21 protein-coding genes are annotated in these 22385 nt (G+C 43.0%); 2 read left to right on the plus strand and 19 right to left on the minus strand.

The window, feature by feature from the left end:
• Positions 1-58: 58 nt before the first annotated feature.
• The gene (locus FTU64_RS04625; protein ID WP_180025850.1) at positions 59-820 is read right to left on the minus strand and encodes a ferredoxin--NADP reductase; all 762 of its coding nucleotides are present in this window, start codon (positions 818-820) and stop codon (positions 59-61) included.
• An 85-nt stretch (positions 821-905) separates the two neighbouring features.
• Between FTU64_RS04625 and gigC the strand changes: the two genes are divergently transcribed.
• On the plus strand, positions 906-1790 hold the full coding sequence (gigC, locus tag FTU64_RS04630) for a LysR family transcriptional regulator GigC (RefSeq protein ID WP_078191091.1): 885 nt from the start codon (positions 906-908) through the stop codon (positions 1788-1790).
• A 42-nt stretch (positions 1791-1832) separates the two neighbouring features.
• Here gigC and FTU64_RS04635 read toward each other — a convergent pair whose 3' ends face one another.
• The 16 genes from FTU64_RS04635 to ndhC form a co-directional block, all read right to left on the minus strand.
• Positions 1833-2585 carry a cold shock domain-containing protein gene (locus tag FTU64_RS04635; RefSeq protein ID WP_180059311.1) on the minus strand — a complete coding sequence of 251 codons (753 nt, stop codon included), beginning with the start codon at positions 2583-2585 and terminating at the stop codon, positions 1833-1835.
• A gap of 97 nt (positions 2586-2682) precedes the next feature.
• A complete protein-coding gene (locus FTU64_RS04640; RefSeq protein WP_168378567.1) occupies positions 2683-2976 on the minus strand; it encodes a cold shock domain-containing protein in 294 nt (97 codons plus the stop codon).
• Positions 2977-3061: 85 nt separating this feature from the next.
• Complete coding sequence (gene upp / locus FTU64_RS04645) at positions 3062-3697, minus strand: uracil phosphoribosyltransferase (RefSeq protein WP_180009325.1); 636 nt, start codon at positions 3695-3697, stop codon at positions 3062-3064.
• Positions 3698-3823: 126 nt separating this feature from the next.
• Positions 3824-5368, minus strand: a complete 1545-nt coding sequence (gene nuoN / locus FTU64_RS04650; RefSeq protein WP_078191095.1) for an NADH-quinone oxidoreductase subunit NuoN — start codon at positions 5366-5368, stop codon at positions 3824-3826.
• A 3-nt stretch (positions 5369-5371) separates the two neighbouring features.
• On the minus strand, positions 5372-6985 hold the full coding sequence (nuoM, locus tag FTU64_RS04655; RefSeq protein ID WP_078192291.1) for an NADH-quinone oxidoreductase subunit M: 1614 nt from the start codon (positions 6983-6985) through the stop codon (positions 5372-5374).
• 1 nt (position 6986) lies between these two features.
• Positions 6987-8876, minus strand: coding sequence for an NADH-quinone oxidoreductase subunit L (gene nuoL / locus FTU64_RS04660; RefSeq protein ID WP_180059312.1), 1890 nt, complete (start codon positions 8874-8876; stop codon positions 6987-6989).
• Positions 8873-9181 (minus strand): NADH-quinone oxidoreductase subunit NuoK, encoded by a 309-nt coding sequence (nuoK, locus tag FTU64_RS04665; protein ID WP_067665227.1) that lies wholly within the window; start codon positions 9179-9181, stop codon positions 8873-8875. The genes nuoL and nuoK overlap by 4 nt, the downstream gene beginning before the upstream one ends.
• Positions 9181-9699 (minus strand): NADH-quinone oxidoreductase subunit J, encoded by a 519-nt coding sequence (gene nuoJ, locus FTU64_RS04670; RefSeq protein WP_171262661.1) that lies wholly within the window; start codon positions 9697-9699, stop codon positions 9181-9183. The genes nuoK and nuoJ overlap by 1 nt, the downstream gene beginning before the upstream one ends.
• Entirely contained in the window at positions 9699-10241 is a 543-nt protein-coding gene (nuoI, locus tag FTU64_RS04675) for an NADH-quinone oxidoreductase subunit NuoI (RefSeq protein ID WP_078191099.1), read from the minus strand. The genes nuoJ and nuoI overlap by 1 nt, the downstream gene beginning before the upstream one ends.
• An 18-nt stretch (positions 10242-10259) precedes the next feature.
• Positions 10260-11276, minus strand: coding sequence for an NADH-quinone oxidoreductase subunit NuoH (gene nuoH / locus FTU64_RS04680; RefSeq protein WP_078191100.1), 1017 nt, complete (start codon positions 11274-11276; stop codon positions 10260-10262).
• Positions 11277-11279: 3 nt separating this feature from the next.
• The gene (gene nuoG / locus FTU64_RS04685) at positions 11280-13958 is read right to left on the minus strand and encodes an NADH-quinone oxidoreductase subunit NuoG (protein ID WP_180059313.1); all 2679 of its coding nucleotides are present in this window, start codon (positions 13956-13958) and stop codon (positions 11280-11282) included.
• An 11-nt stretch (positions 13959-13969) separates the two neighbouring features.
• Entirely contained in the window at positions 13970-15301 is a 1332-nt protein-coding gene (nuoF, locus tag FTU64_RS04690; protein WP_180059314.1) for an NADH-quinone oxidoreductase subunit NuoF, read from the minus strand.
• On the minus strand, positions 15298-15807 hold the full coding sequence (nuoE, locus tag FTU64_RS04695; RefSeq protein WP_078191103.1) for an NADH-quinone oxidoreductase subunit NuoE: 510 nt from the start codon (positions 15805-15807) through the stop codon (positions 15298-15300). The genes nuoF and nuoE overlap by 4 nt, the downstream gene beginning before the upstream one ends.
• A gap of 14 nt (positions 15808-15821) precedes the next feature.
• Positions 15822-17609, minus strand: coding sequence for an NADH-quinone oxidoreductase subunit C/D (nuoC, locus tag FTU64_RS04700; RefSeq protein ID WP_078191104.1), 1788 nt, complete (start codon positions 17607-17609; stop codon positions 15822-15824).
• An 87-nt stretch (positions 17610-17696) separates the two neighbouring features.
• Positions 17697-18374 (minus strand): NADH-quinone oxidoreductase subunit B family protein, encoded by a 678-nt coding sequence (locus FTU64_RS04705; protein ID WP_078191105.1) that lies wholly within the window; start codon positions 18372-18374, stop codon positions 17697-17699.
• Positions 18375-18380: 6 nt separating this feature from the next.
• Positions 18381-18929, minus strand: coding sequence for an NADH-quinone oxidoreductase subunit A (gene ndhC, locus FTU64_RS04710; protein ID WP_180059315.1), 549 nt, complete (start codon positions 18927-18929; stop codon positions 18381-18383).
• A gap of 567 nt (positions 18930-19496) precedes the next feature.
• On the opposite strand from ndhC, the gene FTU64_RS04715 reads away from it, so the two are divergent.
• Positions 19497-19853 (plus strand): hypothetical protein, encoded by a 357-nt coding sequence (locus FTU64_RS04715; protein WP_180009319.1) that lies wholly within the window; start codon positions 19497-19499, stop codon positions 19851-19853.
• Between the two features lie 92 nt (positions 19854-19945).
• Here the strand turns inward: FTU64_RS04715 and bfmS are convergent, their stop codons facing one another.
• The gene (gene bfmS, locus FTU64_RS04720) at positions 19946-21607 is read right to left on the minus strand and encodes a sensor histidine kinase BfmS (protein WP_180039654.1); all 1662 of its coding nucleotides are present in this window, start codon (positions 21605-21607) and stop codon (positions 19946-19948) included.
• Positions 21608-21651: 44 nt separating this feature from the next.
• Positions 21652-22368 (minus strand): response regulator transcription factor BfmR, encoded by a 717-nt coding sequence (gene bfmR, locus FTU64_RS04725; protein WP_067764711.1) that lies wholly within the window; start codon positions 22366-22368, stop codon positions 21652-21654.
• Positions 22369-22385 lie beyond the last annotated feature (17 nt).

A 22385-nucleotide genomic window follows, 5' to 3' on the forward strand; every position in this document is an offset into this window, starting at 1 on the left:
TATTTAGTTTTCAAAAATAAAAAAAGCTCATCCATCGATGAGCTTTTTTCATGGCACCTTACCAATAGTTTTCTACAGCAATATTACCTTCACCACGGCGGTTCATGGTCAAACCACGCGCCTTTAATGCTGCCTTGGTGTCATCAACCATTTGTGGATTACCACACAACATGACATGCGTCGTTTCCACATTAAACGCTAAGCCCGCCGCCTGTTCTAGCTCGCCATTTTCAATTAAAACTGGTAAACGATCATGCAGCGGTGCATTTGGATCACGTGTCACAATAGGTATAAATTTAAAACCCGTATGCCCTTCACCAAAGGTCTCGGCGATTTCTTGAATACGCTCGATATAAGCCAATTCTGATACGGTACGCACACTGTAGACTAGATTAATTTTTTCGTATTTAGACCACGTTTCAAAGTCTTGTAGCATTGATAAAAATGGTGCAAGACCCGTTCCTGTCCCCAACAGCCATAAGTCCTTCGGCAATGGCAACTGATAACGTGCCAAGGTAAGGAAGCCATAAGGGACTTTTTCTAAATACAGCTCATCACCCACTTGTAGATGCTGTAAATTCGAGGTAAACGCACCATCTGGAACGACGATAGAGAAAAACTCTAAAGTTTCATCAAAGGGTGACGACACCACAGAATAGGCACGAACCACCAATTCATCGCCCACTTTCAAGCCAATTCGTGCGAACTGACCAGCGGTGAATTTAAAATGTGCAGGGCGTGTCATGGTAAAACTGAACAAAGTATTGGTCCAACGGTGTACAGATAAAACCTTTTCTAAGCTAAATTTTTCAATTGACATGATTTGAACGTGGCGTGACAGACTGTGCTCATGTTAGCATGACAGCATAATTTATTAATATTTTTTAAATGTTAAGGCCTGATTCATGCGCATGACTTTACGCCAGTTGGCTGTTTTTGTAGCAGTCGCTCAAGAAGGTACCGTTACCAAAGCCAGTGATGCTGTCAAACTTACTCAAAGTGCAGCAAGTATGGCATTGGCAGACCTCGAAGATGGTCTCGGTGCTCCACTGTTTGACCGACTTGGTAAACGCTTGCAATTGAATGACTTGGGTCGTTTTTTATTGCCACAAGCTTTGGAAATTTTAGGGCGCTGTGAAGCTTTTGAACAAGCAGCCAAAGGCGAACTACAAAGTATTGATCTACGTTTGGGCGCGACCCTGACCATCAGTGACTACTTGATGCCAGACCTCATGGCAGATTTCTTACAAATTCAACCTCAAGCACATTTACAACTTCAAGTCGGCAATACCCGCCAAATGATTGAAGCGGTAAACCAATTTCAGTTGGATTTGGCCTTAATTGAAGGTTCATGCCATCTGCCACAGTTGCAATGTATTCACTGGCGTGACGATGAACTTGCCGTGTGCTGTTCACCAGAGCACCCTTTAGCGAAGTTGGATCGTGCACTCACTGCAGCTGACTTTGATAACGTGGAATGGATCTTACGTGAAGAAGGTTCAGGCACACGTGAAGTATTTGACAACGCAATTTTAAAAGACCTGCCAGATGCCAATATTCGTTTAACCTTGGGTCATAACGAAGCCATTTTAAAAATCGTGGCAGGTGGTCTTGGTATGTCATGTATTTCTAAACTGGCGATTGAGCCTTTACGTGAAAAAGGTCAATTGGTGGTTTTAGATACACCGTTCTGGCAACTTGCCCGTCCATTATTCATGTTGGTACATCGTCAGAAATACCAAGGACCAGGGCTCAAAGCCTTTATGCAATTTTGTGAAAAATCTGTATAAATAAAAAAGCGCCTAATGGCGCTTTTTTTGTGAATGCTTCCATTACCACCTAGAATCATTCTCACAAGCAATACCGTCATTATCACCATCCATCTTCGTGTTTGGACAATTCTTAATAAACCACTGAGCTTCATCTCTTGAGCGCATTTGACTGCAATGCTGTCGTCCATCACAACTAAACTGAGCTTTTTCTTCTGCCCTTGGCGTATCACTTGAAGAAGGTGCCTGCGCAGTGTCTTGAACACCAGACTGAGCTTGCGTTGAACCTGTGCCATATAGATTTTTTTCACCTTGCTCAGACAGCACCCGATCGGGTAAATCCCCCTGAGCTTTACGTTGTTCTTTTACGATGTTTTCATTTTCTTGCATGAGCTGTTGTAAATGTTGTTGCTTCTGTTCTTGGTACTGCTGATATTTACTATAGACGGCCACAGCTAAAACTAGAATCACAATGAGTCCAATCATGCTGATGATTTTACTGCCCCAAACTGTGCCTTTGGCTATATCGTGACGAGTAACTTGATCGTTCACTCGATCTGTCATTGATTCAAATGACGGATTTATCTGTTCATGAGTGGACTGCTCTTTTTTCAAATCTAAACGGATGATATTTACAGCTTTAAATTTACCTTGATCTTCTTCAATCCTGTATTTAAGATTTTCTCCAACACGTGGTTCGATGTGTCGGCTAGGAAAATCACGAATATGAAAAAATAAATCCTTTGCTTGATCTTGTTGTATAAATCCAAAGCCGCGCTCAACGTTATAGCTTTTGATTTTCCCCTCTTTAAACATAAAAATTGTCTATCATCTTTTCTTTTAATGCTCTTATGATAATAAAAAAAGAGGCCCTATAGACCTCTTTCGATTTCAAAGAAATCTTAAAATTACATTATTTACGCAAATTTGAAAGCAATGCTGAAGTAATCGACTGGTTATTTGCCACGACTTTAGATTTTTTAGCTTTTGCAGATTTGTCTTCTTCACGCTCAATGTTAATGGCCTTATAACGATCACCATTTTCCACCACATTAAATTTCACGCGATCATTACGTTTTGGTTCGACACCATCTGCGGGAAAGTCAGAGATATGGAAAAATACATCACCTTCTTCGCATGAAAGAAAGCCAAAGCCCTTTTCAGGATTGTACTGTTTAACTTTACCTTTATATTGTTCGGACTTCATAAAGTACCCTATTCCATTTATGCCAATGTCTTTAGTATATAAAAAAGAGGCTATAAAAGCCCCTTTTCTGTTCATGATGCAAAAATTATTCTTTTTGAACTGAACCGAAAATTTTATCGCCTGCATCGCCAAGACCAGGAACGATATAACCGTTTTCATTTAAACCTTGGTCTACAGATGCTGTATAAATGGTCACATCTGGGTGAGCTTCATTCACACGTTTAATGCCTTCTGGAGCTGCTACAAGCACCATGACACGAATATCTTTACAACCACTGGCTTTTAGAACGTCAATAGCAGCGACGAGCGATGAACCTGTTGCAAGCATTGGGTCAATAATCATGGCTAAACGGTTTTGTACGTCTGGTACTAATTTTTTGTAGTAAGTACGCGCTTCTAAAGTTTCTTCGTCACGCTCTAAACCCAATACAGATACTTTTGCACTTGGAATCAGGTTTAAGAAACCATCCAACATACCAATACCTGCACGTAAAATCGGTACGACTGTTATTTTTTTACCGGCAATACGATCTACAGTTACTTTACCATTCCAACCATCAATTTCATGATCGACCATTGGTAAATCTTTCGTTGCTTCATAAGTCAGAAGCATAGTCACTTCTTGAGCAAGCTCACGGAAGTTTTTAGTACTAATATCTGCACGACGAAGTAAGCCGAGTTTATGTCGAATAAGCGGATGACGGATTTCATGGATAGCCACGGGAGAACACCTAAAAGGTTAAGATAAAATTTCAACCATTATAAAGCTATTTAACAAATGATAAAAATAAAAAAGCCCCCTTTACAGGAGGCTTTTTTGTAATAAGCAAATTAATTGCTTAATTCATTAGTTAAAACCACTCTGAATTAAGCTAAAAATGAACTGTTGTAATTCAGGTGAAATCGCAAAGTATGCCACTTGAGATACTGCAATGATTGGATCTGGATATACACCGATCAACAACACAAGTGCAGCTGCGCCAAGCACCATAATACCACCCACTTTTTGACCCCAATGATCGACAGCATCGATACGTGGGTTTTCCGGTGGAGTCATGTACATCACAATCATCACACGTAGGTAGTAGTACAAACCGATACCTGAACCAAGGATCACCATCGCAGCTAAGAACCATGAACCACCAGCAACCGCTGTTTTGATCACAAGGAACTTACCAATAAAGCCAGCTGTTAATGGGATACCTGCAAGAGATAACATCATGACAGTCAGTGTTGCAGTCAACACTGGACGACGCCAGAACAAACCACGGTACTCCGCAAGGCTACCTGCTTCGTCTTTGTTGTTGTAAGGGCTAGACATCAGTGTCACAACACCGAACGCACCAATCGTTGTTAATACATAAGTAATCACATAGACGTTGACGCTGCTGAATGTTGCAAAGCCTTGTACTTGAACAAAGTCAGTATTACGTGCACTGACAATCGCAACAAGTAAGTAACCAAAGTGAGCGATTGAAGAGTATGCAAGGATACGTTTCAAGTTCACTTGACGTACTGCTAGTAAGTTACCCGCAAGGATAGACAATACTGCAATGATGGTCACGATCGTGATGAAGCTGTCAGAAAGGATTAAGCCAGAAGCCAAGAAGTAACGAACGAATAGACCGATCATTGCCACTTTAGCCACAGTCGCTAAGAATGTCGCGATTGGCGCTGGCGCACCTGCATACACGTCTGGTGTCCATTTGTGGAATGGCGCAAGAGACAATTTAAATGCAACAGCAAAAACAATCAGTGCAAGACCAAGGACTACACCCGGTTGGCTGAATGTTGTGAACATTTTGCCTGGTTCAGCAACGAATGCCATTGTACCTGTGTACGCATATACATAAGCCATACCCATCAACAACATCGCAGAAGCAGTTGCTGAAAGCACCAAGTATTTCACACCCGCTTCAAGCGACTGTGAACGTTGGTGTGTATAAGCCAATAGGCCGTATACAGGAATCGACATTAGTTCAAGGCTGATAAAGAATGACGCATAGTGAGAACTTGCAACCATTAACAATGCACCTGTTACAGAGCACAGCATCAAGATATAAAGTTCTTCACGGTTATCTTTATAGGTTTCGATATACGCATGTGACAATGTGCAGCAAGCAAGTGCTGCAATCAAAATCACGAATTGGTACAACATCGTAAATGGATCTACGATGAACAAATTCATTACGTTTGCAGGTGCATACTGCCCTGCAACGAAAACAAAAATAATATAAAAGGCTGCAAGGTTCAGACCGATAACGGAAGTCGTTGCAACTAAATTGTGGTTACGCTTGATTGCAATTAGCAACATCACGACGATCGCAGTTAAAGCCACGATCATCACAGGAGCTAATGGCATAAGCTCAGAAAATGACATTGTGAAGTCCATGGCTTATTGCATCTCCACATTTTCAGGTTGTACAGCAATCTGCTGCACAACATCAACGACTTCTTGAACTGGGATATAGCTATTTGCAATCCACGCCATGCTTGAATTTGAAATATCAAGGAAGCTTTGTGGGAATAGACCAAGCCATACTAGACCAAGAGCACAGATTAAAAGAATCACAACTTCACGCGCATTTAAGTCTTTCAACGGATTTGCGTAATGCTGTTTTTGTTCTTCGTTTGGTGTACCAAACAACGCTTTGTGGATCAGGATTAAACCGTAAAGACCGGCAAATACTAAGCTTACTGCAGCAAGGATTGTATACACAGGGAACTTGTCATAAGAACCCATCAAGATCAGGAATTCACCGATGAAGTTACCTAGACCCGGAATACCTACAAGTGCCGCAACAAAGAACATTAAGAAGAATGAAAGGTATTGGAACTGACCACGAATACCGCCCATCAAACGCATGTCACGTGTATGCAGACGTTCGTAAACCTGACCACACATAATGAACAATGCAGCAGAAGATAGACCGTGAGCCAGCATCATAATCATCAAGCCTTGGAATGTCAGGATGTTACCTGCATACAAGGCAAGAAGTACGAAGCCCATGTGCGAAATAGATGTGTACGCAAGCAGACGTTTCATGTCTGTTTGTTGGAATGCACACCATGCACCGTAGAAAATACCGATTAGACCAAGAATGATCGCGATGTCAGCAAACTGAGCAGATGCTACTGGGAAGAATGGTATTACGAAACGTAAAAGACCATAAGCCGCAGTTTTAATCAAGATACCTGCAAGGTCGACAGAACCCGCTGTAGGTGCTTGCGCATGTGCATCTGGTAACCAGCCGTGTAATGGGAAAACTGGAAGTTTTACCGCAAAACCAATGAACATACAGATCATGAATGCATAGGCAAGTGCTGGAGCTTTCGCCTCAACAGTGTGTGCAACACTCATCAAGAAGTCATAGTTAAAGCTGATTTGACCGTGAAGTTGGAAGCCAACAACCACTAGACCCAAGATACCGATCAACATGATCAGACCCGCAACCTGAGTATAGATAAAGAATTTAGTTGCAGCGTAAACGCGTGACTTACCTTCTGCCCCTTTATGACCCCAAAGTGCGATCAAGAAGTAGATTGGTACCAGCATCATCTCCCAGAAGAAGAAGAATAGGAACATGTCAATCGCTAAGAATACACCGATCACACCACCTAAAGACCACAGTAGGTTTAAGTGGAAGAAACCAACGTTCTTTTGAATCTCACCCCATGAACAGCCGACCGCAAGTACACCCAGTAATGCAGTTAAACCTACCATAAGCAGTGAAAGACCATCCACCGCAAGGTGAATGTTAATCCCTAAAGTGGTAATCCACGGTAGGTTAAATTGAGCGGCCCACTGTGGAGCTTGTGTACCCAACTCGTAGTTATAAGTACCGCTTTGCCATAAAACGACGGTTAACACCAACGTTAATAGCATACCAATTAAGGCAATATAGCGTGGTAAGTGCTTGTCGAGTTTATCGACAAGCCAGCATACAAAACCTGCAATGAACGGAATAAGGATCAGAGCGGGTAGAATTAAATTGTTTGGAGTTTCCATTTTATTTCCCCACGACCTGAATCACGACCAGGATCAATAGTAATGCAAACGTACCGAATGCCATACTAGATGCGTATTCACGCAATGAACCTGTTTGACGTGAACTTGTAAAGCTATTACCGCCTTTAACAAGTGCAGGCAATACAAGCCATAAGCCGTCAATTGGATCACGACCAAAGATTTTAGCCAGTAGCAAATAAGGCTTAACGAAAACAATGTTATACAAAGCATCGAAACCAAGTGCATTACGACAGATATTTGCAAGACCCGCGCCCAGTGAAGTTTTCGCGAACGATTTCACTGCACCATAAGCAAATGCAAATAAAACAACACCGACTACAAGACCTGCAAGTGCAATACCAACAGCTGTGTATTCAGCGCTATGCATACCATGTTCTAGCGCTTCTGGAATATTAAACGCTGGGATTTGTGCAGCATTTAAAATATTCGTTACTGGTGCTTTTAATACATAAGCTAAACCAGTTGAAAGCACTGCAAGAATCGCCAATGGCCCCCAGTAAGTAACACCTTTGATTTCATGGTAAGGCGTGTTTTCTTTACCAAAGAATACAACCCAAATAAGACGGAATGTATAAATTGAAGTTAAGAACGCACCTGCTACACCAGTCCAGTACAAGCAGTCATAAACTGCTATTGCTTGACCTTTCACCCATACCGCACCAAGAATCGCATCTTTCGAGAAGAAGCCGATCGTGATGAATGGAATCGCAGCCAATGCACCGCCACCAATCGCGAAACAAGCAAACAAGAATTTGTTTTTGTGGAATAGACCACCCATCTTGAAGATGTTTTGTTCATGATGGTAAGCCAAAATCACTGCACCAGAAGACAAGAATAATAATGCCTTGAAGAATGCGTGAGTCAGCATGTGGAATAGACCAGCTTGGTAAGCTTCAGCACCTACAGCCATAAACATATAACCCAACTGACTCATAGTTGAGTAAGCAAGAATACGTTTGATGTCTGTTTGTACCAATGCAGCAAAGCCTGCTACCAACAATGTCACTGCACCCGTGATTGAGATGAACATCATCACTTCTGGCGCTTGTTCAAACACGCTGAACATACGGCTACATAGGTAAACACCCGCTGTTACCATTGTTGCTGCGTGGATCAATGCAGATACTGGTGTAGGACCAGCCATCGCATCTGCCAACCATGTTTGTAATGGGATCTGAGCAGATTTACCTGCAGCCCCCAAGAACAACATCAATGCAGTCCAAATCGCAATTGAAGAACTCTGAGCCAAAACTGTTGGCGCAGCAGCTACAACTTCTGCAATGTTTAAAGTGCCGAATTGTTGGTAGATCAAGAACAATGCGATCAGTAAGAATACGTCACCCACACGTGTCACGGTGAATGCTTTAATTGCAGCAAAACCGTTTGCAGGTGTTTGGTAGTAGTAACCAATCAATAGGTATGAACATAGACCTACACCTTCCCAACCCAAGAATAACAACGCTAAGTTGTCACCCAACACTAAAAGCAGCATGCTTGCTACGAATAGGTTGAAGTATGAGAAGAAACGTGCAAAGTCTTCTTCGCCACGCATGTACCATGTTGCAAAGATGTGAATTAAGAAACCCACACCTGTGATCATGCCCATCATCAATAATGATAAGCCATCTAAATGAAGCGTGAAGCCCGGTGCTAAGTTACCTGCACTGAACCAAGTCCAAAGATGCTGAGTTGTTGCAACTGAACCATTATTAACAAAGTCGATACCGGCAATTAATGCAAATAAAGCTGAAAGACCAACTGAACCTGCACCAATAATTGCAGCAACTGATTCAGGAAGGTTTTTACGACCTGCCGCCAACAGGATAAAACCAATTAGCGGGAAAAGTACTGTTAAATATAAATAACTCATCCGCGCATCTCACTAGCAGCATCCACATCCAGATGATGGAAGCGATGATAGAACTGAAGGACGATCGCAAGACCGATACAAGCCTCTGCTGCAGCAAGCGTTAAGATCAAGATAAACATCACTTGACCATCTGGCTGTGCCCATGCGCTTCCTGCCAAAACGAACGCTAAAGCAGCAGCGTTCATCATGATTTCAAGGCTCATTAAAATAAATAGTAGGTTGCGTCGAACCATCACACCGTAAAAACCCAGTGCAAAAAGAATGGTTGCAACGATCAAACCATGTTCTAAAGGGATGTTGCCCATTATTCTTTGTCCTCTTCTGCACCTGGCTCACGTTTGCCAAGATGGAATGCAGCGACAAGTGCGCCAAGCAATAACATCGCAGCAACTTCAACCAGCAATAAGTACTGAGTAAAGAGTGAAGTACCCACTTCTTTCGGACCGACAACTTGAGCACCCATGACAGTGCCAGCAGTTGTGTAGTCTGACTTCAACATCCAAACAAGGATTAGACCCATTAGGAAGCTCATCAACGCAGGATATGCCCACGCTGAAGAAGTCAGCCATTTGCTTTCTTGTTCAACTGTATTTTGACCAAGATTCAGCATCATCACGACGAATACGAATAGCACCATGATTGCGCCAGCGTAAACGATAATTTCGAGGGCACCGGCAAACGGCGCACCCACGATCATGAAGATACCTGCAACTGCAAGTAAAGAAATAATCAAGCTTAATAAAGCGTGTACTGGGTTCGTGTTAGTTACAACACGAACGGTAGAGACGATGGCCACAAGCGCCATCAAATAAAATGGCCACATCATGGTAATAGACTCCGTACATCAACTGGTGTGCTTTCGCGTTGAGCCTGACCTTTATCTTTACCGGCAACAGCCATACCTGTTACGCGGTAGAAGTTATAGTCTGGGTATTTACCAGGACCTGAGATAAGAAGGTTTTCTTTCTCATATACTAAGTCCTGACGAACATACTCACCTAACTCAAAGTCAGGTGTCATTTGAATCGCAGTCGTAGGACATGCTTCTTCACACATACCGCAGAAAATACAACGTGAGAAGTTGATACGGAAAAATTCCGGATACCAACGACCATCTTCTTTTTCAGCTTTTTGTAGTGAAATACAGCCGACTGGACATGCAACCGCACAAAGGTTACATGCAACGCAGCGCTCTTCACCATCAGGGTCACGCGTTAACACGATACGACCACGGAAACGTGGTGGTACGATGTCTTCCGCTTTAACCTCTGGATATAAAATGGTGTCACGTTTACGTGTCGCGTGTGAGAATACCATCCACAACGAACGTACAATTGACCCAAATCCAGCTAGAAATTTAAACATTTTATTCTCCCTGCTGTCTTAGGCCTGATTCATCAGAATCACAGCACCAGTTACCAGAAGGTTAACCAACGCCAATGGCAAGCAAATTTTCCAACCAAAGTTCATCACTTGGTCATAACGTGGACGCATTAAAGAACCACGAGCCAAGACAAACATCATTACAAAGAATGCTGTTTTAATAATGAACCAGAATGCAGCTGGAATGAATGGAATATCTAGGTTGAAAGGCGCTAACCAACCACCGAAGAATAAAGTCACGATTAATGCAGAGATCAGTACTACGTTGACGTATTCCGCAACGAAGAACATACCCCATTTCATACCGCCGTATTCGACATGGTAACCTTCCGCCAATTCTTGTTCTGCTTCTGGTTGGTCAAATGGATGACGGTGAGTTACCGCAACACCCGCAACCACGAAGATCAAGAAACCTAAGAACTGAGGAATAACAAACCAAACATCACGTTGAGCTTCAACAATTTCACGCATGTTGAATGAGCCTGCAATCGCAACCACACCCATCAGTGAAATACCCAAGAACACTTCATAAGAAATGGTTTGAGCAGCAGAACGTAAACCACCAAGTAATGCGTATTTGTTATTTGATGACCAACCACCGAACAATACTGCGTATACCGCAATACCAGCCATTGCCATGAAGAACAATAGACCGATGCTCATGTCTGAAACACCTAGATAAGGTGAAACAGGAATAACCATGAACGATAGCACCGCAGTTGCCATCGCAACTGCTGGAGCCATACGGAAAGTCAATTTGTCAGCAAATTTTGGTGTCCAGTCTTCTTTGAACATGATTTTCAGCATGTCGGCAACAATCTGGAACATACCGCCCGGACCTACACGGTTCGGACCGTAACGGTCTTGCCACAAGCCGAGTAAACGACGTTCAATAAAAGACATCAACGCAGCGATCAATACCACAACCAGTAAGATCACAATTGCTTGAAGAACTGAATAGGCGATTGGCCAGTTTTCAGCCCACAGCGGCGTTTGACGGATTAATTCTTGTTCCATGAATTACACTCCTACCGCGACTGAAACAGGTTCTGCAAGCGATACTGTAGGTGCAAGACCCACTGGGTAACCGATATAACCTGTAGGTAAGTATTCAATCACTTGAACTGGAAGGATGATTTCTGCATCCCCTGCTTTCACAGCGATACGTTGACCATCTTGAACATTTAAGCGTGCTGCATCTTGTTCACCCACAGCAAACATTGCTTCAGGAATACGTGATTCCATCGCAGGTGTTTTCACTGTAAATTCACCAGAAGCGAAGATGTGATGCATCGGTACAAGACGGAAGCTCTCACCATTAACCGCAACAGGTGCAGGTGCAACGAATGTACGTGCTGGACGTTTCGCTAAACGATCGAATAAACGAACGCCTGCATCACCACCTTTTAAGTGACCACCCACGTTGTCTTGGAATTTGTTCCAAGCTTGTGGAGAGTTCCAACCTGCAGACCAAGCAAATGGTACAAGTGAAGCTGGAGTTTGGTTACCTACATAACCTTCCATAGAGAACGTCAACGCAGAGTCTTTATCGACTGGTTGTTTTGGTTCATGAATAGAAAGTGGTGCGCGCATCGCAGTACGACCTGAGTAACGACGTGGTTCACGTGCCACTTTCAGACCATGAACACGGAAGCCAGCATCTGGTGCTACATCTTGAATTGCTTCAAGTGCAGGAACGTTTTTCGCTACTGACTCGATCACATCATCAAGAAGTGTCCAAGAAATGGCTTTGCCTTTCACGCCAGTTTCAATGGCATGTAACCAGCGCCAAGATTCTTTGATCGCAAGTTCAGGTTTATAGTAGCTTGGGTCATACACTTGGTAGAAACGTTGTGCACGGCCTTCTTGAGAGACAACAGTACCGTCACCTTCAGCAAATGAAGCAGCAGAAAGTACGATGTTGGCTTTCTTCACAGTTTCAGTTTCAGAATGATCAAGTACAATCACTTCTTTACCAGAAAGTGCAGCATTCACCTGAGCGGCTGGTAAACGACGATAAAGGTCATTTTCCACCACGATCACGGTATCGTAATCTTGTGCAAATGCTTGTTCTAAGCTTTGACCACCAAAGATCGCTAAGCCCATTGAGTTCACTTCAGGAACAGTCAATGTTAAGCCCGCATTACCAAGGTTCTGTGCAACTTGTGCAGCAGCTTCCATGATTGATGCGTCTTGCAAGCTTGTACCAGAGATGATTAATGGTTTTTTCGCAGCTTTTAAAGTGTCAGCAATGGTTTGTGCAAATGCTTTTGCATCGTCATCCAAACCTAAGATCACTTCACCTTTGACAGCAGCAGCGACCGCAAAACCTAAACGTGCAATGTCGTTAGGTGATGCAACCACTTCACCTGTTGCAACATCAGCTAAACGTGTTTGAGTTGCAGCAAGGATGTAAATCGGAGATTTCGCATCTTGAGCAATACGTTGTACAGGCTCAGCCAACCACTCTTGCGTACGGCGCTCTGCAGCCATTTCTTTGGCTTTATTTTTCGCAGCTTGGCGAACAGATAGAGCCATACGTGGTGCAGTTTGAGTTAAGTCTTCACCCAAAATCAACACAGCATCGTAGCTTTCGATTTCACGCATACCTGGGTTATAAACACCTTCGGTTTGCATAATAGAAGCTGCAAGTTCAACAAGTTTTTGCTCTTTTTGAGCCATACCGGTTGAGAAGTTGTCTTGACCTACAAGTTCGCGAAGCGCGAAGTTTGATTCAAGTGACGCACGTGGTGAACCGATACCCAATACTTTTTTGCCTTGGATATTTTCAATTACGGTATCCAATGCTTGGTCTACAGAAACTGTAGTCACATTTGCACCAGAGCGGAATTGTGGTTGACGTGGACGATCTTCACGGTTCACATAACCTGTACCGAAACGACCTTTATCGCAAAGGAAGTATTGGTTCACGTCACCGTTAAAGCGGTTTTCTACACGACGTAGTTCACCATAACGTTCACCCGGAGAGATGTTACAACCTGAAGAACAGCCTTGGCATACGCTTGGCGCATACTGCATGTCCCATTTACGGTTATAGCGTTCAGAGTGAGTTTTATCTGTGAATACACCTGTTGGGCAAACTTCAGTCAAGTTACCAGAGAATTCAGATTCTAAAGTACCTGATTCTGGACGACCAAAGTAAACACGTGAAGCGTTTGCATACACACCAAAGTCCGTACCACCTGCATAATCTTTGTAGTAACGCACACAACGGTAGCACGCGATACAACGGTTCATTTCATGAGAAATGAAAGAGCCTAGCTCTTGGTTGTAATGCGTACGTTTTGTGAAGCGGTAACGACGACGGTCATGCTGAGTCATTACAGTCATATCTTGTAAATGACAGTGACCACCCTCTTCACACACTGGACAGTCGTGTGGGTGGTTGGTCATCAAGAATTCAACAACAGAAGCACGGAAATTCTTTGCTTCGTTATCTTCAATCGAGATGTAGGTATTGTCAGATGCAGGCGTCATACATGACATAACTAAACGACCGCGAGTATCTTCAGGATTCGCGTATTGAGTCACAGCACATTGACGGCAAGAACCGACAGAACCTAAGGATGGATGCCAACAAAAGTATGGGATGTCGATGCCAAGGCTAAGACATGCTTGTAGCAAGTTCTCTGAGCCGTTGACTTCATACGATTTTCCATCGACATGAATTGTAGCCATAGTCGAATTCCTTAAGCTTGTTCTACGTTGCTAGTTTGAGCTGCCGCATTTACGACTTTAGCTTCAAACTCGCCACGGAAATGTTTGAGTGCGCCCATTAACGGTTCCATCGCACCTGGAGCATGCGCACAGAAAGTTTTACCAATCCAAAGCTTACGAGTAAGTTCTTGTAAGTGATCGATATCTTCTTTCTTACCTGTGCCATCTTCCAAGGCTTTAAGCGCTTTAACCGCCCAAGGTAAGCCATCACGGCATGGTGTACACCAACCGCAAGATTCACGCGCAAAGAATTCTTCTAAGTTACGTGTCGCAGAAACCATACACTGAGTTTCATCAACCACCATGAGCAAACACGTACCTAAACGTGAACCTGCTTTCATGATGCTTTCAGCATCCATAGGAAGGTCAATGTGTTCAGCAGCAAGGAAGTCTGTAGAAGCACCACCCGGTAACCATGCTTTGAGTTTTAAACCATCACGCATACCACCGGCATGATCTTCAATCACTTCACGCGCAGTTGTACCAAATGGAAGTTCCCAAAGACCTGGGAAAGTTACCTTACCTGATGCACCGTAGATTTTAGTACCTGGATCTTTCGACTTACCTTCAGATAAACCGATATACCATTCAGGGCCACGAAGCATAATTGCGGGTAAGTTGTTGTAAGTCTCTACGTTGTTAACAATCGTAGGACGACCCCAAGCACCTGCAACTTGTGGGAATGGCGGTTTAGTACGTGGGTTCGCACGGCGACCTTCAAGCGAGTTAATCAATGCAGTTTCTTCACCACAGATATAACGACCCGCACCGGTATGCACGTGTAACTCAAAGTTCCAACCAGTACCTAGGATGTTTTCACCTAAGTAACCTTTGGCACGAATTTGGTCCAATGCTTCATTTAAGTATTGAGCCGCTTCGATGTATTCACCACGGATGAAGATATAACCTTGTGTTGCTTCTAATGTATAAGCAGCAATCAACATCCCTTCAATCAACTGATGAGGAAGTTTTTCCATCAACAGACGGTCTTTAAAGGTACCTGGTTCCATTTCATCGGCATTACAGATGAGATAACGAGGACCTGAGTTATCATTTGGTGCCATAAGCGACCATTTGATCCCTGCTGGGAAGCCCGCACCACCACGACCTTTTACAGTCGCAGCTTTGATTACTTCAAGAACTTCTTTCGTTTGCATGCCAACAGCTTTCTTAAAGCCAGCATAACCTTCAAGTGCTTCGTAATCATCTGCACTGCGTACGTGTTCCTGTTTGCTCAAACGCCAAGTTAATGGGTGAGTTTCTGGGTTACCGTCGCCATAAATTGGTTTTGGTTCAGTATTCATACATACTTCTCCAATAACTGTTTAATTGAAGTCACTTCAACTAGACCGTGAGTGTCTTCGTCAATCATTAACGTCGGACCTTTGTCACAGTTACCTAGGCAGCAAATTGGCAATAAAGTAAAGCGACCATCTGCAGTCGTTTGACCAAATGAAATGCCTAATTCACGCTGGAATGCTTCAGCAAGTGTTTCCGCGCCCATCAAGAAGCAAGCAATCGAGTCACATAATAAAATTACGTGGCGGCCAACTGGTTGACGGTAAATACGGTTATAGAAAGTAGCAACACCTTCTAGGTCTGCAAGGCTCATGCTAAGCAATTGAGCAATAGCATTCATCTGTGCATCATCTACCCAGCCATTACGGCGTTGTACACACTTCAACGCATCAAGACATGCTGCGCGTGGGTACGGATAGTGACCAATGTGATGTTCGATATCGTGGATTTCTTCCGCAGTTAAAATCCCTTCAACGTTCACACGTGGTTTTTTGTCAGTCAAAATCATCATAATGCGATTACCCCTTAGCGATCCACGTCAGCCATTACGACGTCAATTGTCGCTAAATAAATGATTAAGTCAGACATTAAGCTGCCGTTAATCACAGAAGGCATTTGCTGTAAGTGCGTGAAGGTTGGTGTACGGATTCGTGTACGGTAACTCATCGTTGACTTATCTGAAGTCAAGTAGTAGTTCGACGCACCTTTTACCACTTCCGCCATTACAGAGCTTTCGCCTGCTGGCATTACAGGACCCCATGACACGCTCAAGAAGTGCGTAATCAATGTTTCGATGTCTTGTAAAGTTTTATCTTTTGGTGGTGGAACAGCCAATGGATGGTCTGCTTTGTATGCACCAGAAGGCATGTTGTCTAAACATTGTTTGATGATTTTCAGTGATTCTTCAATTTCACGGAAGTGAACAAGAACACGTGCATAAGCATCGCCTTCGTACTCTAAAGGCACATCGAAGTCGTAGTTTTCGTAGCCGCTATAAGGACGGTATTTACGAACATCGAAATCAATACCTGTAGCACGTAGACCAGTACCCGTTACACCCCAAGCCAATGCAGATTTAGCATCATACTGAGCAACATTACGGGTACGACCGATAAACACTGAGTTTTTAAGTGCTGCAGTGTAATACTCGTTCATACGCTTCGGCATCCAATCTAGGATTTCGCGAATGAGGTGCTGCCAGTTGTTTGGCAAGTCGTGCGCTGTACCACCGATACGGAACCATGCTGGGTGCATACGGTAACCCGTGATCGCTTCGATCGCGTCATAGATTTTTTGACGGTCAGCGAACATATAGAATACTGGGGTCATACCGCCGGCATCCTGAATCGCAGTACCAATGAACAATAAGTGGTTATTGATACGGAACAATTCAGACATCATGACACGGATACATTGTGCACGATCAGGAACGGTAATCCCTGCCATTTGCTCTACGCCAAGAACGTAAGGCATGTTTTGCGCACAACCACCTAAGTAGTCAACACGGTCTGTATACGGAATGAATGAGTGCCATGTTTGACGCTCAGCCATTTTTTCCACACCACGGTGGTGATAGCCAATGTCAGGTACACAGTCTTTCACTTCTTCACCGTCCAACTGCAAGATCACACGGAAGGCACCGTGCGCAGATGGATGGTTAGGACCCAAGTTTAGGAACATGAAGTCTTCATCATCGTTCCCACGCTTCATACCCCAATCTTCAGGTACGAAACGAAGATGTTCTTGTTCGTAATCCTGTTTCGCTTGGTTTTGGCGATAAGGCGTGTATTCGGTCGCACGTGCAGAATATTCTTTACGTAACGGGTGACCTTCCCAATATGTTGGCAACAAGATACGACGGAGCATTGGATGCCCTTCGAAGTTGATACCAAACATGTCGTAAGCTTCACGTTCGTACCAGTTGGCATTCGGCCAAATATTGGTTGCCGTTGGAATGTTTACATCATTCTCAGCTAATGCAACCTTGATACGAATATCACTGTTACGCTCTAACGATAACAAGTGATAGAACACAGTGAAGTCAGATGCAGGCAGACCATCGCGGTGTGTACGTAAACGCTCATCAACCGCAGACAAGTCAAACAGCATCACGTATGGACGTGACACCGTACGCAAGAACATTAAAACTTCTTGTACACGTGCGCGCTCAACCCAGACTGTTGGAAAGTCTTCAAAAGTCGTTTGCACGTAGAAGTTCTCACCAAATTTGGTTTTGAGCTCTTCTACAATTGCAAATGCAGGGCGGGAATCAACTGGAGTTGATTCTGGCATAGCAATGTCAGTTTCAGCCATTGGCTTGGCTTCCTATTTAATACAAATTCAGTCAATCAAAACGACAATTACACCCAGTCCGGGTGTATCAATATTTCGTCGCAGTGATTATTTAATTTCATCCATTGAGCGTAAGTTTTTCACTGCAATACGCTGTGCGTTCTTACGGTCACGTTCTGGCATCATCTTTGGCTTATACACTGGCTTAAGATCATCACCAATCACGGCCGATAAAGGACGGCGCTCAAGTTGAATCTGGTCTTGCAATAACATCAATGCCTGAATTAAAGCTTCAGGACGTGGTGGGCAACCCGGGATATACACATCGACAGGGATGATTTTATCCACACCTTGTACAACTGAATAAATGTCGTACATACCACCAGAGTTTGCACATGCGCCCATTGAGATTACCCATTTAGGCTCAAGCATTTGCTCGTACAAACGTTGAATTACAGGCGCCATTTTCATGAAGCATGTACCTGCAACAATCATCAAGTCAGCCTGACGTGGTGAAGCACGAATAACCTCGGCACCGAAACGTGACAAGTCATGCACGCCTGTTAAAGTCGTTGCATACTCTACGTAGCAGCAAGATGTACCAAAGTTAAACGGCCAAACTGAGTTTTTACGACCCCAGTTTACTGCTGTATGTGCAACATCCTCTAAACGAGTCATGAACACATTTTTATTCACTTCTTCTTCAAGCGGATCGGTAACGATTTGACGCTCTTGAAGTGGATATTGATCAGCATCCGGATTCGCACGGGTTAATGTATATTTCATCCCGTCTTACTCCTTGTCAGATGATGCAGTCGGTGACTTAGATTTCACACGACCAGATGATTGCGCTGGAATTTGACCTGTAGGGTCTATAACCAACTCTTCAATAGAGTTAAAGCGTGTGATTTCTGCGATGTCCATATTTGGTGAACCAATTTTCAACGCTTTACCTGCAGCTTTACGCTTATCAGAAGGCGCCCAATCTAATGCACCTACTTTTACCGCGTAAATTAAAGCAATCAATAAATCGACCACAAAAATAACCACGGTAGTAAAACCAAACCAGCCTGCTTCACGAACAGAAGTAGACCATGCATATAGATAAAGTGCTTCGATATCAAACACGACGAAGAAAATTGCAACTAAATAGAATTTCGCAGACAAGCGAATACGTGCACCACCAGCACCTACTACACCTGACTCAAACTGCTCTTGCTTAGCACGACCCCATGATTTACCCCCAAGGAGTAAAGGGACGGTCAGCATAAAGACGCAAAGGAATGTAACGCCGATCACGAAGGCAATAATTGCCCAATCGTATGGAGTAATGGCACTCATGCGGGGATAACTCCTGGCAGGCCTATTTATTAACAAAGAATGTATGTATTGGCCTTCAAATACACCAAACACAAAATTAATCCCGCCAATTGTACCTGATTGAGGAGGCTTCTTGCTAGCTTATCGGTATTCGTCTTTAGGATGATTTTTTAATCATTTCAGCATTTAAATTGGGTTTACTCCCTTAAAATTAGGATTAATCGCTTAATTAGATTAGATTGCATTTTTTTATTAATTATTACATTTATGTGATTTTATCAGAAAATTATGACTGTTCAGTTTCATCAACAAACCCTTCATTTCTCAGCATACACGTTCAAATTGGCGTATTTTTATCAACTGTGTCATTTATTAAATAAATACTCCCCCACCTCAACTTTGTTGTTTCTTTATTCACTTCTTTTGCTTTTGATCTTTTCTTCAAATGAAAAGCCAGCTGTATTGGTTCTATGTAAAAAGACATTTTTTTAGCTTCTTGTGGCTTTTTTGCAATTCTTTGACACGACCTATAAAGAGTGTGATATTTGTAGTTAAAACACAAAAAGCAATCACAACGGAGAGACAATAATGACTTTAGAATTTACGCATAAACCTGATTATTTTCTATCTGCGCAATTGGTGATTCACCATATTAAAAACTACTTAGATAAGCACCCTGATGCTCAAAATGCCATTTTTGATTTACGTGATATCTATGAGTTATTACGTCAAGATTTAGCTTCTGCAACCACCAACCTTAGCGGGATTATGAATATTGTAGATGAATATAAAATTGAGACTCTAAACGGCGACCAAAAACTCATTAGCAATTATTCTATCGATGCTAAAAACAACTCTTTACTCATCGATTTCAATGCAGATGCCCTTGCTGCTCTGAAAAATGGCAAACCCATTATTGAACCTGATGCAACGATTACCGAATAAATAAAAACCTGATGTAAAAAAGCCATTCAAATTGAATGGCTTTTTATATGTACCACTCGCTAAATACAGCTGAGTTAGATTTCTTAGGCTGTTTAGCTTTCATTGGCACTAAGCTCTTTACCATCTAGCTTCGGCTTATTCTTCTTAAAACGTGTCGCAGGCCATGTCATGGTAAAACGCGCCCCACCCAATGTTGGACTTCCATCAATACCAACTGTTCCACCAAACCAATAAGCAATACGGCTAACAATCGATAAACCTAAACCATAGCCCCCTGAAGCACGGGTACGACTATCATCTAAGCGTGCAAAGGCATCAAAAATACGCTTACGATCTTCTTCTGGAATGCCGGGGCCATCATCTTCAACACAGATATAGGCCATGCCTTCATCATTCACACCACCACTGATCAGCACTTTATCATCACAATAACGCACTGCATTACCCACCAAGTTTTGTACAACGCGATGTAAATAGCGACGCTCGGTTTCCACAATCACCCCAATCGGTGGTGCTTGCAATTCCAAGGTTTTCCCTGTCTTTAAGGCTTCGGTTTCAATCAAGACCTGATCTAAAACTTCAAACAAGCTGACATCTTCAAACTCTAAAGATGGCATGCCCTGTTCGAGCTTGGCATAAGTCATGATCTCATCAATCAAGGTATTGAGAGCTTCGATATCTTTGTCGATTTGTTCAACTTGCTGCTGACGGTAGTCGTAGTCGTCTTCATCCGCCATCATTTCTACACCAAAGCGAATTCGCGCCACAGGTGTTCGCAACTCATGCGATACCGCGCGCATTAACTCACGCTGTGCTTCAATTAAACGCTCAATATGATCTGACATGGAGTTATAGCTCGATGCTAAAGTACCAAATTCATCGGTACTTTCGACAGGCAGACGTACAGATAAGTCCCCGCCCTTCATTTTATTTAACGCATAATTTACAGCACGCAGCTTACGTTGCATCGGCACCAATAGACCATAAACACCCAAGCTCAAGACAAACAAACTTAGTAATGTAATACCCGCTGCCAACTGGAATGGCATCCAATTAAATAATGGTACCGGCCCCATGACCAAGACTTCTGAAGTTGAGCTTGGAATTGGCGATACAATCGAAATGGTCGTGCCGCGCTCCGTCGCACTGTCACGATACAAAATAATGCTGTGATCTAAGCGTAATCGGCCGATTTGCTCAGAATCTAAAGGTAAACTCTGAACATTTTGAATTGAAATTGGATATGAAAAATGATGCTGAATTTTTTCAAGATATTGTTTTTCTTGACCTGGGTAATAAACCAAATAATCCAGTATAAAGACAGGCAACGCCTTCATTTGGCGTTCTGAAATATTATCGGCTTTGATATACAGCAGATGCGCAGGGTCATCTTTTAAGCCAATAATAATATAGGCTGCCGTAGTTTGTGCATCCCAACGCACTACAGCTTTACGCTCTTCTATACGTTTTGTTTCCGCTCGGGTTAAATCAACCTGATTAGCTTTTACATAATAAATAGGCAACTCAAGTAGATCAGATGCATCTGACACCCAATCTGACTTTTGTTGTTCATTTGGCTGACGTGCAATACCTTCACTTATAATGAAAGCCAAACCGTCAGTAAGCGATTCACGATATTCTTGCGCGCGCTGGTAGTTAATGATTTGCACCAGCAAATAGCCAAATGTAGCGACTAAAAAGACTAAAATCAGTAGCCCCGCATAAACGCGCAAAAATATACTGTGTTTAAACACGTAAAAGTGTCCTACTTTGCCAAACTAAGGGACGGTATTTTACATTAAATGCCGTTGGTTTCTTTTACGAATAAATAACCTTTACTACGTACGGTCTTAATGCGTTTCGGGTTTTCTGGATCATCGCCAATTTTTGGACGAATTCGCGAGATACGCACGTCAATTGAACGATCTTGACCATCGTATTCAATACCACGCAGACGCTCAAAAATATCTTCACGAGAAAGAATGCGACCTGCATTAGATGCCAACAACCATAAAAGGTCATATTCTGCACTGGTAAAGTCAACCAACTCATTATTGAGTGTGACAGAACGACCACCATTATCAATTACAAGATCATCAAATTCGATGCGCTGTGCAACCTCATCTTCTGGTGCTTTGTCTGTACGACGTAATAATGCACGAATACGCGCAAGTAAAACGCGAGGTTGAACAGGTTTTGCAACATAGTCATCTGCACCCATTTCTAGACCCAACACTTGGTCCATGTCTTCGGTACGTGCAGTCAACATTAAAATTGGTTGATGGTAGTGTGGACGAACTTCACGACAAATGGTTAAACCATCTGCACCCGGAAGCATCACGTCGAGTAATACCATATCTGGTTGTTCAGCGATAATACGGCGAATCGCACGATTACCGTCTGGTTCTACCCCAACTTCAAGTCCGTTACGGATTAAGTATTCTTGAGTTAAACGAGCAAGACGCTCATCGTCTTCAACAATTAAAATTTTAGGTAACTTTTCTTCTTGGCTCATTGATTGCCCCTTATTTG

It is taken from the genome of Acinetobacter sp. YH12128 (assembly GCF_013418655.1).
Lineage (GTDB): Bacteria > Pseudomonadota > Gammaproteobacteria > Pseudomonadales > Moraxellaceae > Acinetobacter > Acinetobacter amyesii.

Coding starts and splice junctions, on each gene's coding strand:
- FTU64_RS04625 (WP_180025850.1), bottom strand. CDS start 820: ATGTCAATTGAAAAATTTAGCTTAGAAAAGGTTTTATCTGTACACCGT.
- gigC (WP_078191091.1), top strand. CDS start 906: ATGCGCATGACTTTACGCCAGTTGGCTGTTTTTGTAGCAGTCGCTCAA.
- FTU64_RS04635 (WP_180059311.1), bottom strand. CDS start 2,585: ATGTTTAAAGAGGGGAAAATCAAAAGCTATAACGTTGAGCGCGGCTTT.
- FTU64_RS04640 (WP_168378567.1), bottom strand. CDS start 2,976: ATGAAGTCCGAACAATATAAAGGTAAAGTTAAACAGTACAATCCTGAA.
- nuoN (WP_078191095.1), bottom strand. CDS start 5,368: ATGGACTTCACAATGTCATTTTCTGAGCTTATGCCATTAGCTCCTGTG.
- nuoM (WP_078192291.1), bottom strand. CDS start 6,985: ATGGAAACTCCAAACAATTTAATTCTACCCGCTCTGATCCTTATTCCG.
- nuoL (WP_180059312.1), bottom strand. CDS start 8,876: ATGAGTTATTTATATTTAACAGTACTTTTCCCGCTAATTGGTTTTATC.
- nuoK (WP_067665227.1), bottom strand. CDS start 9,181: ATGGGCAACATCCCTTTAGAACATGGTTTGATCGTTGCAACCATTCTT.
- nuoJ (WP_171262661.1), bottom strand. CDS start 9,699: ATGTGGCCATTTTATTTGATGGCGCTTGTGGCCATCGTCTCTACCGTT.
- nuoI (WP_078191099.1), bottom strand. CDS start 10,241: ATGTTTAAATTTCTAGCTGGATTTGGGTCAATTGTACGTTCGTTGTGG.
- nuoH (WP_078191100.1), bottom strand. CDS start 11,276: ATGGAACAAGAATTAATCCGTCAAACGCCGCTGTGGGCTGAAAACTGG.
- nuoG (WP_180059313.1), bottom strand. CDS start 13,958: ATGGCTACAATTCATGTCGATGGAAAATCGTATGAAGTCAACGGCTCA.
- nuoF (WP_180059314.1), bottom strand. CDS start 15,301: ATGAATACTGAACCAAAACCAATTTATGGCGACGGTAACCCAGAAACT.
- nuoE (WP_078191103.1), bottom strand. CDS start 15,807: ATGATGATTTTGACTGACAAAAAACCACGTGTGAACGTTGAAGGGATT.
- nuoC (WP_078191104.1), bottom strand. CDS start 17,609: ATGGCTGAAACTGACATTGCTATGCCAGAATCAACTCCAGTTGATTCC.
- FTU64_RS04705 (WP_078191105.1), bottom strand. CDS start 18,374: ATGAAATATACATTAACCCGTGCGAATCCGGATGCTGATCAATATCCA.
- ndhC (WP_180059315.1), bottom strand. CDS start 18,929: ATGAGTGCCATTACTCCATACGATTGGGCAATTATTGCCTTCGTGATC.
- FTU64_RS04715 (WP_180009319.1), top strand. CDS start 19,497: ATGACTTTAGAATTTACGCATAAACCTGATTATTTTCTATCTGCGCAA.
- bfmR (WP_067764711.1), bottom strand. CDS start 22,368: ATGAGCCAAGAAGAAAAGTTACCTAAAATTTTAATTGTTGAAGACGAT.